Source organism: Chitinophaga sp. SYP-B3965, assembly GCF_009647655.1.
Taxonomy (GTDB): Bacteria; Bacteroidota; Bacteroidia; order Chitinophagales; family Chitinophagaceae; genus Chitinophaga.
On sequence record NZ_WJFD01000002.1, the window covers coordinates 640,538 to 656,821 of the forward strand.

14 protein-coding genes are annotated in these 16,284 nt (G+C 45.7%); 4 read left to right on the forward strand and 10 right to left on the reverse strand.

Annotated elements, in window-relative coordinates; genetic code table 11:
* Positions 1-112: 112 nt before the first annotated feature.
* The 3 genes from GFS24_RS16805 to lysS all read right to left on the reverse strand — a co-directional run bounded on the left by GFS24_RS16805 (position 113) and on the right by lysS (position 4,994).
* Positions 113-2,248, reverse strand: coding sequence for a S9 family peptidase (locus tag GFS24_RS16805; RefSeq protein ID WP_153661244.1), 2,136 nt, complete (start codon positions 2,246-2,248; stop codon positions 113-115).
* Positions 2,249-2,514: 266 nt separating this feature from the next.
* The gene (locus GFS24_RS16810) at positions 2,515-2,889 is read right to left on the reverse strand and encodes a DoxX family protein (RefSeq protein ID WP_153661246.1); all 375 of its coding nucleotides are present in this window, start codon (positions 2,887-2,889) and stop codon (positions 2,515-2,517) included.
* A 575-nt stretch (positions 2,890-3,464) separates the two neighbouring features.
* A complete protein-coding gene (gene lysS, locus GFS24_RS16815) occupies positions 3,465-4,994 on the reverse strand; it encodes a lysine--tRNA ligase (protein ID WP_153661248.1) in 1,530 nt (509 codons plus the stop codon).
* 200 nt (positions 4,995-5,194) lie between these two features.
* Here lysS and GFS24_RS16820 point away from each other — a divergent pair, with 200 nt between their 5' ends.
* Positions 5,195-6,022 (forward strand): universal stress protein, encoded by an 828-nt coding sequence (locus tag GFS24_RS16820; RefSeq protein ID WP_153661250.1) that lies wholly within the window; start codon positions 5,195-5,197, stop codon positions 6,020-6,022.
* A gap of 10 nt (positions 6,023-6,032) precedes the next feature.
* Complete coding sequence (locus tag GFS24_RS16825) at positions 6,033-6,770, forward strand: DUF4197 domain-containing protein (protein WP_153661252.1); 738 nt, start codon at positions 6,033-6,035, stop codon at positions 6,768-6,770.
* Between the two features lie 87 nt (positions 6,771-6,857).
* Here GFS24_RS16825 and GFS24_RS16830 read toward each other — a convergent pair whose 3' ends face one another.
* Positions 6,858-7,739 (reverse strand): flavin reductase family protein, encoded by an 882-nt coding sequence (locus GFS24_RS16830; protein ID WP_153661254.1) that lies wholly within the window; start codon positions 7,737-7,739, stop codon positions 6,858-6,860.
* Entirely contained in the window at positions 7,736-8,752 is a 1,017-nt protein-coding gene (locus GFS24_RS16835) for a fumarylacetoacetate hydrolase family protein (RefSeq protein ID WP_153661255.1), read from the reverse strand. Before GFS24_RS16835 ends, GFS24_RS16830 begins: the two co-directional genes overlap by 4 nt.
* Positions 8,753-8,797: 45 nt before the next feature.
* On the opposite strand from GFS24_RS16835, the gene GFS24_RS29105 reads away from it, so the two are divergent.
* Entirely contained in the window at positions 8,798-10,744 is a 1,947-nt protein-coding gene (locus GFS24_RS29105) for a serine hydrolase (RefSeq protein WP_216647440.1), read from the forward strand.
* A 73-nt stretch (positions 10,745-10,817) separates the two neighbouring features.
* Positions 10,818-11,477 (forward strand): sterol desaturase family protein, encoded by a 660-nt coding sequence (locus tag GFS24_RS16845; RefSeq protein ID WP_153661257.1) that lies wholly within the window; start codon positions 10,818-10,820, stop codon positions 11,475-11,477.
* 477 nt (positions 11,478-11,954) lie between these two features.
* Here GFS24_RS16845 and GFS24_RS16850 read toward each other — a convergent pair whose 3' ends face one another.
* The 5 genes from GFS24_RS16850 to GFS24_RS16870 all read right to left on the reverse strand — a co-directional run bounded on the left by GFS24_RS16850 (position 11,955) and on the right by GFS24_RS16870 (position 16,230).
* Positions 11,955-12,290: a hypothetical protein gene (locus tag GFS24_RS16850; protein ID WP_153661259.1), complete on the reverse strand. Its 336-nt coding sequence runs from the start codon at positions 12,288-12,290 to the stop codon at positions 11,955-11,957.
* A complete protein-coding gene (locus GFS24_RS16855; RefSeq protein ID WP_153661261.1) occupies positions 12,290-13,228 on the reverse strand; it encodes a DUF6263 family protein in 939 nt (312 codons plus the stop codon). Before GFS24_RS16855 ends, GFS24_RS16850 begins: the two co-directional genes overlap by 1 nt.
* A 15-nt stretch (positions 13,229-13,243) precedes the next feature.
* Entirely contained in the window at positions 13,244-14,017 is a 774-nt protein-coding gene (locus GFS24_RS16860) for a TIGR02757 family protein (protein ID WP_153661263.1), read from the reverse strand.
* A gap of 108 nt (positions 14,018-14,125) precedes the next feature.
* Positions 14,126-15,265, reverse strand: coding sequence for a cystathionine gamma-synthase (locus tag GFS24_RS16865; RefSeq protein WP_153661265.1), 1,140 nt, complete (start codon positions 15,263-15,265; stop codon positions 14,126-14,128).
* 350 nt (positions 15,266-15,615) lie between these two features.
* Complete coding sequence (locus GFS24_RS16870) at positions 15,616-16,230, reverse strand: DUF2911 domain-containing protein (RefSeq protein ID WP_153661267.1); 615 nt, start codon at positions 16,228-16,230, stop codon at positions 15,616-15,618.
* Positions 16,231-16,284 lie beyond the last annotated feature (54 nt).

Genomic DNA, 16,284 nt, shown 5'->3' on the forward strand with positions numbered 1-16,284 from the left:
AAATTTTTCGGGGCTGTATTCTTGCAGCCCTGTTTTTTTGCCCCTATATCATTGAATAAACGACAAAGGCCACCGATCATTCGGTGGCCTTTGTCGTTTTATAAGCTTTTGATCAGTTCGTTCCTTTGAAAAGGGCAGGTAATGGTTTGCCTAACAGGTTCTCATACACGAAACGGTAAGATTCATTCCGGGAATGGGTGCCTTTTGCTCCTCCCCATCCATGACGTTCACCGGGATAAACCATCATTTCGAAGTGTTTTCCGAGGTCTTCCAGTTTATTTACCAGCTGGATGGTGTTTTGGAGGTGTACGTTATCATCCATGGTGCCATGCACGATCCGCAGCAGCCCTTTGTATTTGGCGGCATGGGTCATCACATTGGTGATCTTGTAACCCTCGGGATTGTCTGCCGGGGTATCCATGAAACGTTCTGTATAATGACTGTCGTACAGTGCCCAGTCGGTTACAGAGAAGTTGGCCATGCCATGGGTGAAGACTTCAGCGCCATAAGTGAGTGCCATGCAGGTCATATAACCACCATAACTTCCTCCCGTGATGCAAACTTTGGAAGCATCTACCCCAGGCTGGCTGATGAGCCATTTGGTGGCATCCATATAATCTTCGGTTTCATATTTACCCAGCTGGCGGTGGATGTAGTTCATCCCAACTTTGCCCAAATGCCCTGCTGCGCGGTTATCTATGGCCACCTGGATGAGTCCTTCTTTTGCATACCATTGTGCTGCGAGCCCTGCTTTCCAGGTATCATATACGGTTCCGGCATCCGGACCACCATAGATACTGATCAGAACGGGGTATTTTTTACCGGGTTCCATGTTCAGCGGCCACATGATGGTTAATGGTAATTCAAGGCCATCACGGGTTTTGTAGGTTTTTAGTTCAGTTTTAGCCAGTTTGTAAGTATCGTAAGCAGCGCCATGTGCATTTCCCAGTTCACGTACCACTTTGCCTTTATCGTTTAATAAAGTCATTTTAGGTGGGGTGGTGAGGTTGCTGTAAGTGGTAATGAAATAGTCTCCGCCATCTGGTGACAGCCTTACATCGTGGGAGAATTCACCAAAAGTGAGGCGTTGTGGTTCTCCTCCGTTGATACCTACTTTATAGAGATCAAAACGGGTGGTGGCTTCTTTGCGGGCAGTGAAGTAAACGGTTTGTTTCTTTTCGTCTACCTGCAAAACGTCTTTTACCCGCCAGTTGCCATTGGTGAGCTGCTTTTTAAAGCTGCCGTCCATATTATGGAGATAGAGATGATCCCAGCCGGATTTATCACTTTTCACAATGAAACCTTTGTTGTTGGCCAGGAAATAGATATCCGTGAACCAGTCCACCCAGGTCTTTTGTTTTTCTTCGTAGACTATTTTCTTACTGCCGTTTTCTGTGTTGATGGCATAAACGATCAGGTCGTTTTGCTCTCTTGGCATCCATTGTGCCCAAAGTGCGCTGCCATCAGGAGACCAGAATGGGGTGCCGAAATACTGATCGTCCTTTGAGTTGAAGTCAGCCCAGGTGATGTTGCCGCCGGTTACAGGAACGATGGCCAGTTTCACTTCCGGATTAGTATCTCCGGCTTTTGGATAACGGGTGTTTTCCAGGAAGCCATGCTGACCTACTTCACTATAGATAGGGAATACGGGTACTTTGGAATCATCAAAACGCATGAAGGCTAGTCTGCGGCTGTCCGGGCTCCACCAGAATGCACGATAACGGGAGGCGCGGCCTAAGATCTCTTCATAATAAACCCAGGATGCCCAACCGTTGTAGATCACATCGGAGCCATCTGTTGTGTATTGGATCTCTTTTTTGGTGGCTACTTCTATGGCAAAGAGATTGTTCTTGCGGGTGAAGGCCACATATTTTTCATCGGGGGAAAGGGTTGGGTTCTTTTCAATGTCATCATTGCTGGTGAGCCTGATCTCTTCTCCGCCGTTGGGTCTTTGTATATAGATATCATTGTTCTTTATGCTCACAGTGTTGCCGGTTGCGGGTGGTTGCACATAAGGAGCCGTTTTGCCGGTTTTGGCATCTACGGAAAGCATTTGCCCTGCGCGGGATTCAATGTAATGCTCTTTGTCTGCCCAGCCACGAACAACGGGCAGGTTTTCTGTAATGCTCACCGGACGGGTAAAGATCTGGTCGAAAGTGAGTTCTTTTTTTTCCTGTGCCAGCGCGGGTTGTGCGGTAACTGCCAGTAAAGAAAGGCCGGTAAGCCATACCGGCAGCGATTTGTACATGCTTCTCATAATTTAAACAGGTTGAGGTACGGGGGATTTCGCCCCGGGGTGACGAAAATAAAGATCAAATATCAAATTGAACAATGAAATGTACCAGCGGTAGGGTTTTCTCTGCTGAAACTGCCGGCTATGGCGGTAAAACCTCCAACTATGCACCCAAAGAAGGCAACTACAAAATGTGGCAAACAAGGCCCCGCAAATCAAAGTACATTCGATTTGGTTTTTCATAGGATATGGTCCGAAAATAAATAGGGCAGTGATTTTATCTACTGCCCTATTTGTTTAATATGATTGATGACGTTTCCAATTACGATGGCTGCTGCCATAAGCCCGATATCCTTTAACAGGTTGGCGGGGGCCATGGGGCTGTTCTTCATCAGGCCGGGTACATGGATGGCGAAGATGAAGATCAGGAGCATGAGGGCCAGCAGGTAACAGGCGAGTTTTGCTTTCTTATTCAGAATGATGGCGATGCAGGCCAGTAACATTCCAACACCGGTGATAAAAACCCAGAAAGCGCCGCCTGGTATTGGTACCATGGGGGCTATGTCTTTTGCGTGGACCATGTGGTTGACGCCGAAATAGGCCCAGATTAGTGCGTAGAGGACAGTAGCCGCGCGGGTACGAATGTGAATTTTCATACTGGAGGTTGTTTTGGTTAGAAACTCGATATACTAATATAAGCATTTGGGTTGGGAGGGCGGCTTTAGTAAAAAAAGAAAATCTACCAGAAGCTTTGCTGCAGGGCTTTCAGTGTGGCGAAGGAGTTTGCCGCGCAGCAAAGGGCGGTGTTTTTTTGTTTTTGGGGTGGAAGGTGTGTTTTTAAATTTGGTTTTGGGCGAAGGTTTTTTGAGTGTGGTGTTTTTTGGAGATGAAGGAGATTTGAGTTTTGAGTGAAGGGAGCTTTTTTATGTAAGATATGGCCACTACGTGGGGAGGCTTTTCGCTGAGATGGAGTGAAGGCTTTCCTGCGGAAGGCCTTTTTTTATTTAAAAAAGACCCCTTTTTCATTGTCGCAATACGCCCGTGAGGGGGAATTGGGTTTTTGGCTGAAATGGGCTATGGTAGCTTCATCCTTGCTTAATCCTTGCTTCGTGTTGCACGCCAGAGCGGGTTTAAGCTACTTTGAAGCTAGGATGAAGCAAGGATTAAGCAATAAAAAAAGGCCGTCTCTTTTTATGGAGACAGCCCTTCTTTGTATGAAGTAGATTTAAAATTAACCGTTATTCTCAGGGCGCATTTGTGGGAAGAAGAGTACATCCTGGATGGAGGGCTGATTGGTCATCAGCATGGTGAGCCGGTCTATTCCGATGCCTATACCGGAAGTTGGTGGCATGCCGTATTCCAGGGCGCGAAGGAAATCGTAGTCGATGTACATCGCTTCGTCGTCTCCTCTTTCCATTAGTTGTACCTGCTCTTCAAAACGCTGGCGCTGATCGATGGGATCATTCAACTCTGAGTATGCGTTTGCGATCTCTTTTCCGTTGCAGATCAGTTCAAAACGCTCTACTACGCCAGCTTTGCTGCGGTGTTTCTTGGTGAGCGGGCTCATTTCTACCGGGTAGTCTATGATGAAAGTGGGTTGCACATAATGATGCTCGCACTTTTCGCCGAAGATCTCATCAATGAGTTTTCCTTTGCCTGAACTGGCTTCTACAGGGATGTGCAGTTGCTTGCAGACATCTCTGAGTTGCGCTTCGTCCATGCCGGTAATATCTATGCCGGTATGTTCTTTAATAGCATCGAACATGGTTACACGGCGGTAGGGAGCTTTGAAATCTATCTCCTTATCTCCTACTGTTACTTTGGAGCTGCCATTCACATTCACGGCTACTTTTTCAAGCAGGGTTTCTGTGGTGCGCATCATCCATTCGTAATCTTTATAGGCGGCGTACATTTCCATCACGGTGAATTCCGGATTGTGGGTACGGTCCATTCCTTCATTACGGAAGTCTTTCGCAAACTCGTATACGCCTTCAAATCCTCCTACGATCAGTCTTTTCAGATACAGCTCGTTTGCTACGCGGAGATATAATGGAATATCGAGTGCGTTATGATGTGTAATAAATGGACGGGCAGTAGCACCACCAGGGATCGCTTGCAGGATAGGTGTTTCCACTTCCAGGTAGCCCATTTCATTGTAAAAGTCGCGCATGGTTTGTACCAGGCGGGTACGTTTAATGAAGGCTTCCTTGATCTGGGGATTGATCACCAGGTCTGCATACCGTTGGCGGTATTTGAATTCAGGATCTGTTACGCTGTCGAAAGATTCTCCTTCTTTCTCTTTTACTACCGGCAGTGGGCGCAGTGCTTTTGCCAGGATAGTAAGTTCTCTTACGTGAACAGAGGTTTCGCCGGTTTTGGTGATAAAGGCATATCCTTTTACGCCAATGAAATCTCCCAGGTCTGTGAGTTTCTTCCAAACCTGATCGTAGAGGGATTTATCTTCACCGGGGCAGATATCGTCCCGCTTTATATATAATTGAATACGGCCTTTGCTATCCTGCAATACGGCAAAATTAGCCTTTCCCATGTCCCGGGTACTCATGATGCGGCCTGCGAGGCATACATCCTGGTATTGCTCTTTTGTTTCTTCTGAATAACCGGCTTTGATATCCACGGAATATGCATTCACGGGATATTCCGGGGCCGGATATGGGTCGATGCCCAGGTTTACAAGTTCGTTCAGCTTTTCGCGACGAATAATCTCCTGTTCTGAAAGCTGTTGTTGTGTAATTACGCTCATTTTCGTGTGTAATACTGGTTTTAACGGGATGTTGACAACACCCCGCTCCGAAACGGAGAGCAAAAATAATTGATTTCAGTGGTTTTGTACGTATAAGCTTATAGTCTCCCCTTCGGTCTTCCATATTTTAACAATTTTCTTTCATATATAACTATGTTGATTGGTGCGGTTATTGCTAACTTTATGTAAAACCACCCGGCATGAAAACGATTATTGTACCGACGGATTTTTCCGAAACAGCTTACAACGCTGCGCGTTATGCGATTGGAGTTGCCCAGCAGCTTGGGGTTTCTAAGATCATCCTCTATCACGCATATGAACTGATCGTTCCTATTCCAGACCTGCCCACAGCGGTTCCCATGGTTAATATGGAAGATCTCAGGGATGCCAGTGTACAGGGGCTTGAAAAGATGAAAAAAGAACTGTCGGCGGAATTGCCGGCTTCCATTTCTCTGCTTATACGGGCTGACAATCATTTACTGGCAGCTAATATCGACCAGGTTTGTAAAGAAGAAGCGGCGGACCTTATTATTATGGGGATCACCGGCGGCAGTCAGCTGGAAGAAATACTGGTGGGGTCCAATACGGTGGATGTAGTGAAGAATTCCAGCTATCCTGTTATTGTAGTACCTACCTCGGCCTCCTTTTCACCAATTAAAAAGATCGTATTTGCCTGTGATCTGCGGAAAGTGGTGAAAACCACCCGCAAAGAACCTTTGCATAAATTACTGGATGCCTTTACGCCGGAACTGCTGGTGTTGAATATCCAGAAGGAAGGCAAAGAAAATATGCATCCGGAAGAGAACCAGGAATTAGATAACATGCTGCATAACTATCATCCGCAATATCATTTTGTAGATCATCCGAATGTTGCAGAAGGGATCACGGAGTTTGCTGATAAACAAGGGGCTGATCTGTTACTCATCATTCCTAAAAAACATGGGCTGTTTGACAGTATCTTTAAACGCAGTCATACTTCCCGTATTGCATTTCACACGCATGTCCCTTTACTATCCATACATGAATAATTTAAAATCTATGCTAAGAAAAACACTCTTATTACTGGCAGGCGTATTAGTCCTGCACACGGGAACACAGGCGCAGTTACTGAAGAAAGCTTCCGGCCTATTGAAATCAGGTACCGCCGCTACAGGTACAGGCTCTGTTACAGAGAATGAAGCGGGAATGGGTATTAAAGAAGCTTTGGAGAAAGGTGTGCAAGCTGGGATTGCTGCACTGAATAAACAAAATGGTTTCTTTGGAAATGACGTGTATAAAGTTTTGCTTCCGCCGGATGCATTGAAAGCGGAGAAAACATTGCGTGGTATTGGTCTTGGTGGTGAAGTGGATAAAGCTATCCTGCAGATCAACCGGGCGGCTGAACAGGCTGTTGGTTTTGCTTCTCCTATCTTTGTGAATGCTATTAAATCCATGACCATCACGGATGCGTTGAACCTGCTGAAAGGTGGTCAGCGTTCTGCTACTGATTTCTTCCAGAATAAGACTACGGAGTCTTTGAAGTCTGCGTTCTCTCCTGTTATTGACAGTGCGCTGAATAATACCAGTGCTACTAAATATTACAGTACGCTTGTAACGAAGTACAATGGGTTACCTACTACTTTCAACAAGATCAATCCTGATCTGAAGGGGTATGTGACGGAGAAGGCTGTGAAGGCTTTGTTTGATCAGATTGCGAAGGAGGAATTGGCGATCCGTCAGAATCCTGCAGCGAGGTCTACGGAGTTGTTGAAGAAGGTTTTTGGAAGTAAGATCTAAGGAATTTTTTTTTATAAAGGACGGGCGTTTCAGTTTTTGCTGGAACGCCCGTTTTTTTTATTTTTATCAGAAAAAAAACAACACTCCTCAGGCCCCAGCCAACAATACTTGCCAGGCTTCATTGACCTTCCCTTCCGCCAGTAATTGCTTCGCATAAGTGTGCAATTCCTTTTCCATTTCATCAGGGCTGATGCTATAATATTGAATGATGTTCTTCAAATGATCATCGTGAAAAGTTGCATCTATTATAGGGTATTCATGCACGTTCCCTAACTGCCCAAGGTTATTTCCTGTAAGGATAACACTGTTCCTGATACCCCAGGGCAAAGCATCCACGCCAATGCCCAATTTCAAATTCGGCTTGACTACTTCAAACACTGCGTTGCCTGAGGCGCGGCAATAATAGTCTGCGCCCATTCTTGCAACGAGGTCTATTAGTTGTGGATCTATTTTTCCGTTGGCATCGAGTACGTCGTCATTGATATGTATCATTACCGGTTCGCAGATGACGAGGTTAGCGGCCCCGCCATGGGTACCGGTTTCGATCACCTGTTTTACAACGCACTCTAATTGTACAGGACTTTCTTTTACACGGAAAGGTCTCACGATGTCTGATGCGAGCGGGGTGAGTCCTGCTTTTTCAAATTCGCTGGTGCCTTTGGGAAATTCACAACTGGATAGTGAGACTTGTTGCACCATGGCATAGTTCACTACGTTGATCACTACTTCTTTTGTAGCATAGATGTTTTCCAGCGTGTGTTTGATGGTGTTATCACGCACACGGCGGGAAGGGGAAAATACCAGCGTAGGGGGATTGGAACCGAATACATTGAAGAAACTAAAGGGGGAAAGATTCGGTTGTCCCTCTTCATCAACAGTACTCGCAAAACAAATTGGCCGCGGAGCTATAGCGCTGGACAAGTGAGCATGCAGCTCACTTGTTTTTATTTCGCCGGGTATTATTTTCATACATTCTTTTTCTGAGAGAGGATAGAGAAGTCGGTATCTTCTGCTACGATCGTATTTATAAGACGGCCTAATCCTTCAATTTCCATTTCCACTACATCGCCGGCCTGGAGCCATTGTTCTTTGTAATTGGGATCATTCAGTTTGCCGGTGCCGTTGAGTTCTAAGAAACAACCGGTGCCAACGGTACCACTGCCGATGATATCTCCCGGGAGGATGTCTGCGCCATAGGCACAACGTTCCACGATCTCTGCGAAGGTCCAGTCCATATCTCCCATATTCCCTTCACTTACCTGTATGCCGTTTACCCAGCATTTCATTTTTAAATTATAAGCATTGCCGGTGTGGCCTTCTTTGGCAGGGATCAGGAAAGGTTCTAATTCATCTGGTGTAACCAGCATGGGGCCTATGACGGTGGAGAAATCTTTGCCTTTGGCAGGGCCGAGGTTCAGTTTCATTTCTTCCATTTGGAGGAGGCGAGCGCTCATGTCGTTCATGATCATGTATCCGCCGATGTATTCATCAGCTTCAGCAGCTGTGATATTACGACCGCGTTTGCAGATCACGATGGCCGCTTCCAGTTCGAAATCCAGGTTGCGAAAATGGTCCGGCATGCAGAGGATATCGCCGGGGCCCTGGATGGCATTATGATTGGTGAAATAGAAGATCGGGTATTGATCGAACTCGGGGATCATATCCACTTTACGGTTACGGCGTGCCGCAGCTACGTGTTGACGGAAAGCATAACCATCTCTGCAGGAGGATGGAAAAGGCACGGGGGCCAGCAATTGCGCGGTTTCGTAAGGAACGCCCCAGCTGGTAGCTCTGGGCATTTTACCTGCTTTCAGTTGTGCATCCAGCTGAATGGCAAGGTCTATCACTTCTTCCCACATCTGCAGGAACATGTGCATGGTGGTGGGCAGATCGGGATGCAGCTCCTGCACATTGTATAACTGACCGTTCACCAGCATAGCCAGCTGGTCTACTTCTTCCCGTAAATAGGTAACGAGTTTCATGCGTTGGTTTTGGTGTTTTAGGGTTCAAATATATAACTTTAAGGTATGCCTCGTTTACTATTCACGGTTATCCTGTTTTTATGCGGCGGCCTTGCAGTTGCTCAATCCCGCACATCCCGCACAGATAAGTTCCTGGAAGAACTCTTGTTAAAGAATGCATCCCCTGCTTTGCAGCATATCCTGCAGTATCCGGATTCTTTCCAGGTGCAGCTGATCTATACACAGATCAACCGGGATGCACAAAACCGCCCCACGTTTAAGCATTACTATTACCATGTGGATGGCAACACCTATTTCAACCCGGCTTCTACGGTTAAAATGCCACTGGCTTTTTTAGCACTGGAAAAGCTGCGCCGGCTGGGGATTGACCGTAATACGCCTATGTTTACGGATAGTGCTTATGGGGGACAATCGGCTGTAGCAAGTGATACTTCTGCTGCGAATGGCTTGCCTTCTATTGCACACTATATAAAGAAAGTGTTCCTGGTGAGTGATAATGATGCTTACAATCGCTTGTATGAATTCATTGGCCAACAGGCCATCAATGAAGGGTTGTGGGCGAAAGGGTATCCCCGCATGCGTATCACAAGAAGGTTTGTGCCGATGACGGAAGAAGAGAACAGGCATACGAATCCTGTGCATTTTATCAGGGACGGGGTGCACATTTATGACCAGCCGGCAGCGGTAAGCACGATACAGTTCGACTTCTCCAAACCTTTACTGGTGGGGAATGCACATTATAATAAGGATGAAGAACTGATTAAAAGCCCGATGGATTTTACCCGGCATAATAATGCTCCGCTGGAAGACCTGCAACAGATCATGCAATCGGTGTTATTCCCAACATCGGTGCCTCCTTCCAAAAGATTTGACCTCTCTGCAGATGACTATCGTTTCCTTTACCAGTACATGGCTACCCTGCCTTTTGAGTCGAAATTCCCCAACTACGATACAACGGAATTCTTTGACAGCTATACGAAGTTCTTCCGCTTCAAAGCCGGTCAGGGCAAGATTCCCCCTTATATCCGGGTGTTCAATAAAACGGGCTGGTCTTATGGTTTTTTAACGGATATCGCTTATTTCGCGGACTTTAAGCATAAGACGGAATTTATGCTCAGCGGGAACATTTATGTAAACAGAGACGGTACACTGAACGATGATAAGTACGAATACAAAGAAATGGGATACCCCTTCTTCAAAGAAGTGGGGGATATTATTTACAATTATGAACTGCAACGCAAACGTGCCTACGCCCCTGATCTTCAATTGTTTGAGGATGCCACGGCGGGTGTCGGGAAGCCAGCAGTGGCCATTACAAGGGGGGATACTACCAAACGGCGTATTGCATTGGTTTTCACAGGACATGAATTTGCAGACGGTGGTAAACACATCGCGGATGTGTTAAAACAACACAATGTGAAGGCGTCTTTCTTCCTGACCGGCACGTTCTATGAGACCCCTGCTTTCAGTCCACTCATTTTCCGGTTAAAGAAGGAGGGGCATTATTTAGGGCCTCATTCAGGGCACCATCTTTTATATTGCGACTGGACCAAACGGGACAGTTTGCTTGTAACCCGCCGCCAGTTTGAGGATGACCTGGCACTGAACTACCGGGCCATGGAGAAATATGGCCTTCCGGCACCCCATTATTTTCTGCCGCCATATGAGTGGTACAATGATTCCATTGTGCAGTGGACGGGTAATTTAGGCCTTCAATTGGTGAATTTTACCCCCGGTACACGTAGTACCGCAGATTATACTTATCCAGAAATGGGGAAAAGTTACCGGGATAGCAAGACCATCCTTCAATCTGTGTTAGATTATGCGGATCAGCGCCCTGCAGGGCTTAACGGGTTTATTTTATTACTCCATACTGGTACAGACCCACGCCGTATAGATAAATTTTATTTTCAATTGACCAAATTGATACGATATTTGCAGGGAAATGAGTACGAGATAGTTACCTTACCCCGGTTACTCTCGGGCCAATAAAAAAATACCAACATTTTGTTCCCTACTCCTGTTACTAATTAGATGCAATGGTTTAATTTAAAAATTGGGAGTCATGAAATTTGACAAGATTAAAAACAAAGGACAGGCAAGATTATTTGAGAGCCAATATCTGGAGATACTCACCAAAACACATCCTCTTTTTATCTGGGGCATGTACTTGCCTGTTATCGGCTACATGTTGTATTATAGCAACAACACATTAGGTTATGGGATCGGAAAAGTAGCATTGATATTTTTAGGCGCTGTGTTTACCTGGTCTTTATTTGAGTATGCCATCCACCGTTATCTCTTTCATTTTATTACGGAGGACCCCAGGTGGAAAAGGATCGTGTATGTATTGCATGGTAATCACCATGAGTACCCCAGGGATAAGCAGCGGTTGTTTATGCCACCGGTGCCGAGCCTTATTATCGCTTCTATTCTGTTTTCTGTTTTTTATATGACGATGGGGCAAACGGCGTTTATGTTCTTCCCGGGGTTTTTGATAGGATACCTGATTTATGGTAGCATGCATTATGCCATTCATGCGTGGCATCCGCCGTTTAAGTTTCTGAAGCCTTTATGGCGTAACCATCATCTGCATCATTATAAGAGTGATGATAAAGGGTTTGGAGTGAGTTCTTCTTTCTGGGACAGGGTGTTTGGGACTTTCTTTGATATGGATGAGAAGGAAGATAAAGAGAAAGCGAAGGCGTTGATGTTTGATAAGTAGATCCATTCATTATATAGAAAAGAGGCTGTTTCTGATTTTCAGGGCGGCCTCTTTTTGTTTGGTGTCCTTTCTAAAATAAAAAACTCACCTTTTCATCCGCCGGACTCTCTGGGGATTGCCGGGTTTATTGTGCTCTAATAGGAATCCCTTCGGGATTTTTTTATTTTAAGGAGGGAGGTCTTTTTGTTTGATGTCTTTTTTAAAATAAAAAAGATCATCACTTCTTCGGGGATTGCTGCCTTTTCTAAGATAAAAAAAACATCTCCCTCTTCGTTTATTAGACTCTTCGGGGCCTTGATGTCTTTTTAGAATAAAAAAACCTCACCTCACCTCTTAGGTTCTAAGGCTCTTTGGGGATTGCCTGGCTTATTAGGCTCTAATAGGAATCCCTTCGGGATTTTTTATTTTACGGGGAGGTCTTCTTTATTTGATGGCTTTAAAAAAAAGCATCTCTTTACCTTTTCTAAATTAAAAAAATCACCACTTCTCCTCTTCGTCCGTGAGGCTCTCTGGGGGCTGTTTGTAGATCTCTCTGCTTTTGATCTTTTCCATCTGGCGGTCTATGATGAGGCGGGCTACTGAGTGATATACATCAGGGTAGCCTTCGGAGGCGAGGATGGCTTTGATCTTATTTTCTGATACATCTACCTGGTAGAGGAGGAGTACGAATTGCTGGAAGTCTCTTTCTACCAGTACTTCCAGTCTTTCTGAAAGTAATTGTTCCAGTTCTTCCATACTAACGGAATCCGGTACACGGATACCGGTGTTTTCACGGATCCATATGCCGGTTTCCTGTAAATAACGGTCTTCCATTATTTTACCTGCTTGATCTTGTATGATGCGTTAGTGATGATCCTTACGGGTACCTTCAGGTCTTTCTTCAATTGCTTCTTGCGGTTGGCCATGTAGATGTATTCTCCTTTCATTTCTGTGTTCTGTACACAGATACTTGGGAGGCCGCTTTCACGGTTGATGAGGTAGTTGCTGGTTTGAGTGCCTTCGATGGCAGCAGTGGCCTGAATCCCTTCTTCCACCATAAAACTTTCCAGTTTATCGGTTTTGATGTTGCCGGTGCCATTGATCTTGGCGGTTTGGCTATCAAAGTGCTGGAGGTTCCAGTAGAGGTCTATACGGCCTTTGAGGCCTGTGCGTAAGGGCACGCTTTCTTCCCATTGAGTACCATTCTTGATACCATGAACCGGATATACTACGAACAATTGTTCCAGCCAGGAGCGGAAAGCGTCTGTGCCGAATTGATCTTTCAGCAGTTTTTTATAGGCGGCCTGTTCATCTTCCTTGAGTTTGGAGAAAGCGGCAGAGGCTTTATCCAGGGCGGCGTCCAGGTCTTCTACTTTATTGATAATGCCAGTGGATTGCATTTCTACGGTGAATGGCTGGTTGAGCATGAGTTTCAGGGCGCCCTGGAGGGGCTCTGCGTCATTGGCTACTTTAGCATCCACAAAAATATTCTGGTTCTTGGCGTTGAAGTTGAACTTGATATCTGTGTAAGTGAAGGTGAGGGTGTACAGCCCGGGGGTAGCATCTTTGACTACAAACTCCATCTTGTTATTGTAATCACGGGTAGTACGCCCCATGACCTCATTTACCGTGATATAGGTTTCGCTGCGGCTTTGTTGCTCAAACGCAAAAGCATCTCCTTTCTTAAATTTGTAATTCAGTTCCACATAATCCTGCGCGGAGAGTGAAAATGCGTAGCATAGCAGTGCTACCAGTCCGGTAAGTTTCTTCATTTCCAGTTAAATTGATCAAACATATTTTTCAATCACCCCTAAGCCGAACAGTGCAAAATCATACTTAACAGGATCTTCCGGGTCCAGCTCTCTAAGCCTTTCCGTTAGCTCGATAGCAGTGCTCCAGGTAGGATCTGCATTTCTGATCAACCCCAGTCGGGTGGCCACTCTGCTCACATGTACATCCATAGGGCATACCAGTTGAGAAGGTGATATATGGTGCCACATCCCAAAATCAACACCGCTTGTATCTTTCCTTACCATCCAGCGTAAATACATATTCAGCCTTTTGCAGGCGGAATTGCGGGAGGGGGTGGAAACATGTTTGCGGGTGCGTTCAGGATGTTCCAGTGCAAAAAAGATCTTATGAAAACCCGTGATGGCTTTTTCAACGTCCGTGTCCTCTTTGTCCAGATGACCGCTGAAAGCGAATTCCAGGGAGGTTACGTTGTTGTAATAATGCTGCAGGAACTCTACAAAATACAGGAGGTCTAATCCATTGAAGGTCCGGTGTTTGAAGTTCATCAGCGCCATACGATCCCGCGCCTGGTGGTTGCGGATGTAATCATAAGGTGAATTATCAAAGAGCTCCATGAGTTCCGTGCACTTATTAATAATAGTGGTACGGTTCCCCCATGCTAGTATGGCGGCAAATAATCCGGCGATCTCTATGTCCTGCAGCTGGCTGTATCGGTGAGGGATACTGATAGGATCCTCTCCTATAAATGCCGGCTGATTGTAATAAGCCGCCTTGGCGTCTAAATAATCTTTCAGTTGTTGGGACTTCATGGCTATGGTTATGGTATATGGACCCTCTCTTACCCAAATGGCGAGAGGCGTAGGTGTAATGTGCTAAAAATAAGTAGTTTATCCCAACTTTTAAAATATCGGCGATAATCAGCCGATGGCTTGTTTCAGATCTTCTATCAGATCCTCCACATCTTCAATGCCTACGCTGAGGCGGATCAGGGAGTCTACCAACCCATTTTTCACTCTTTCTTCTCTTGGAATAGATGCGTGCGTCATGCTGGCAGGATGGCCTATCAGCGATTCCACACCTCCCAGGGATTCCGCCAGGGAGAACAGTTTGGTGCCACTGAGTACTTTCAGGGCAGCATCCATACTGTCGTCTTTCAGGGTGAAGGAGATCATTCCTCCGAAACCACGCATTTGCTTTTTAGCCACTGCATGGTTGGGATGATCTTCAAACCCGCACCAGTACACTTTCCCGACTTTAGGGTGCTGGCGTAAATATTTCGCCACCACTTCCCCATTTTCACAATGCCTTTGCATACGGATATGCAATGTTTTTAGTCCCCGCAGCACCAGGAAGCAATCCTGTGGCCCGGGTACGGCTCCGCAGCTGTTCTGGAAGAAAGCGAGTTGTGCTGCCAGTGTATCGTCTTTCACGATCACGGCCCCATGTACCACATCACTATGGCCGCCCAGGTATTTAGTTGCAGAGTGTACTACAATATCCGCACCAAGGTCTAACGGGTTCTGTAAATAAGGAGAGGCGAAGGTGTTATCTACCGCTAAAAGGATCTTTCTTTCTTTGGCAATGACCGCACAGGCTGCAATATCTATAATATTTAATAAAGGATTGGTAGGTGTTTCAATCCAGATCATCTTCGTTTGGCTGTTCACGATAGGGAGGATGTTCGCAGCGTCCTGCATATCAATGAAATGGAACTTAATTCCATAGCGTGCAAAAACTTTTGTAAAAATGCGGTAGGTACCTCCATACAGGTCGTTGGAAGCAATTACTTCATCCCCCGGGGTTAGTAGCTTCAAAACGGCATCTGTGGCTGCGAGGCCGCTGCCGAAAGAGAGTCCGTGTTTACCATTCTCTATGGCAGCCAATGCGTTCTGTAATGCATTGCGGGTTGGATTTTGTGTACGGGCATATTCGTATCCTTTATGATCACCCGGTGCGGCCTGCACGTAAGTGGAGGTTTGATAGATGGGTGTCATAATGGCCCCGGTGGAGGGATCGGGTTCAACTCCTGCATGTATAAGTTTGGTGCCTAACTTCATGGTTTGCTATATTTTATGAGCGTATCAAAGATAATGAATTTGGAAATGGGGGCATTTTATGTAAATACGTAGTTATACTATAACACTTACGTAGTATTACTACGAGGGCTGTAACCCAAATTCTACGCGGGTTTCGGCCGATACAGCTGATATCTGTTCATTCACGAGGAAATTCGATGCGTTCACCAGAAACGCATATTACCTTATGGTTAATTCCCCTAATTTTACCGTAGGTTTTTCATAGGATATGGTTAAAAATTACTGAAGGCGGTATTCTTACCGCTTTTTTTATTTGTAAAAGCAAAAGGGCAACGATCACTCGTTGCCCTTTTGCTTTTATATAAGTCAGCTTATTTCTTAGCTACCGGTTTCTTTACTGGTACTGATGCGGTTTCCGTCCAGCGGATAGGAACGCTTACCTGTGTTTTATCCCAACCCATTAAAAGGTTAGCGCCATAAGGTGCTTTTTCAAACACCATGCTGAATGCTTCCAGTTCTTCTTCTGCAGGGGCAACAGGTACGTCTGTACGAACAATATCCATACTGGATTCATATTTATAAGAGCCCCAGATGTCTGTTTGCTTATTTAATATAACGGTCCACTTTGTTTCTGTGGGAATGGCGTAAAGGGTGTAACGGCCTTTAGGGATGGATTTACCACCAATGGTAACAGGGCGGTAGAATTCAATCTCTGTGGCTTCGTTTGCTCCGAGGCGCCATACTTTACCATATTCTACCAGGTTGCCGAAAATAGGACGGCCTTTTTTCTGCGGGCGGCTGAATACGGTGCGGGCTACCAGGGTGCCGGGCTCTCCTTTTACTTTACATACATAAGGAAACATAACGGGGTAGTAAGCCATATCCATGGGGCTGGGGTCTACCGGGGGCATTTTTTTCTCCTGCGCAAAGCCTAATTGGCTGACAGCCAGGCATGCCACTACAACAACTGCTTTTAACTTATTCATAAACTGCGGTTCTTTAATAGTTACTGTGATTGATCTGAATCTACCCGCAAACCT

Bases quoted from the DNA above. Each gene is read 5' to 3' on its own strand.
- lysS (WP_153661248.1), bottom strand. From the start codon at position 4,994: ATGAGCGTAATTACACAACAACAGCTTTCAGAACAGGAGATTATTCGT.
- GFS24_RS29105 (WP_216647440.1), top strand. From the start codon at position 8,798: ATGCCTCGTTTACTATTCACGGTTATCCTGTTTTTATGCGGCGGCCTT.
- GFS24_RS16835 (WP_153661255.1), bottom strand. From the start codon at position 8,752: ATGAAACTCGTTACCTATTTACGGGAAGAAGTAGACCAGCTGGCTATG.
- GFS24_RS16855 (WP_153661261.1), bottom strand. From the start codon at position 13,228: ATGAAGAAACTTACCGGACTGGTAGCACTGCTATGCTACGCATTTTCA.
- GFS24_RS16870 (WP_153661267.1), bottom strand. From the start codon at position 16,230: ATGAATAAGTTAAAAGCAGTTGTTGTAGTGGCATGCCTGGCTGTCAGC.
- GFS24_RS16820 (WP_153661250.1), top strand. From the start codon at position 5,195: ATGAAAACGATTATTGTACCGACGGATTTTTCCGAAACAGCTTACAAC.
- GFS24_RS16825 (WP_153661252.1), top strand. From the start codon at position 6,033: ATGCTAAGAAAAACACTCTTATTACTGGCAGGCGTATTAGTCCTGCAC.
- GFS24_RS16845 (WP_153661257.1), top strand. From the start codon at position 10,818: ATGAAATTTGACAAGATTAAAAACAAAGGACAGGCAAGATTATTTGAG.
- GFS24_RS16860 (WP_153661263.1), bottom strand. From the start codon at position 14,017: ATGAAGTCCCAACAACTGAAAGATTATTTAGACGCCAAGGCGGCTTAT.
- GFS24_RS16805 (WP_153661244.1), bottom strand. From the start codon at position 2,248: ATGTACAAATCGCTGCCGGTATGGCTTACCGGCCTTTCTTTACTGGCA.
- GFS24_RS16830 (WP_153661254.1), bottom strand. From the start codon at position 7,739: ATGAAAATAATACCCGGCGAAATAAAAACAAGTGAGCTGCATGCTCAC.
- GFS24_RS16865 (WP_153661265.1), bottom strand. From the start codon at position 15,265: ATGAAGTTAGGCACCAAACTTATACATGCAGGAGTTGAACCCGATCCC.
- GFS24_RS16810 (WP_153661246.1), bottom strand. From the start codon at position 2,889: ATGAAAATTCACATTCGTACCCGCGCGGCTACTGTCCTCTACGCACTA.
- GFS24_RS16850 (WP_153661259.1), bottom strand. From the start codon at position 12,290: ATGGAAGACCGTTATTTACAGGAAACCGGCATATGGATCCGTGAAAAC.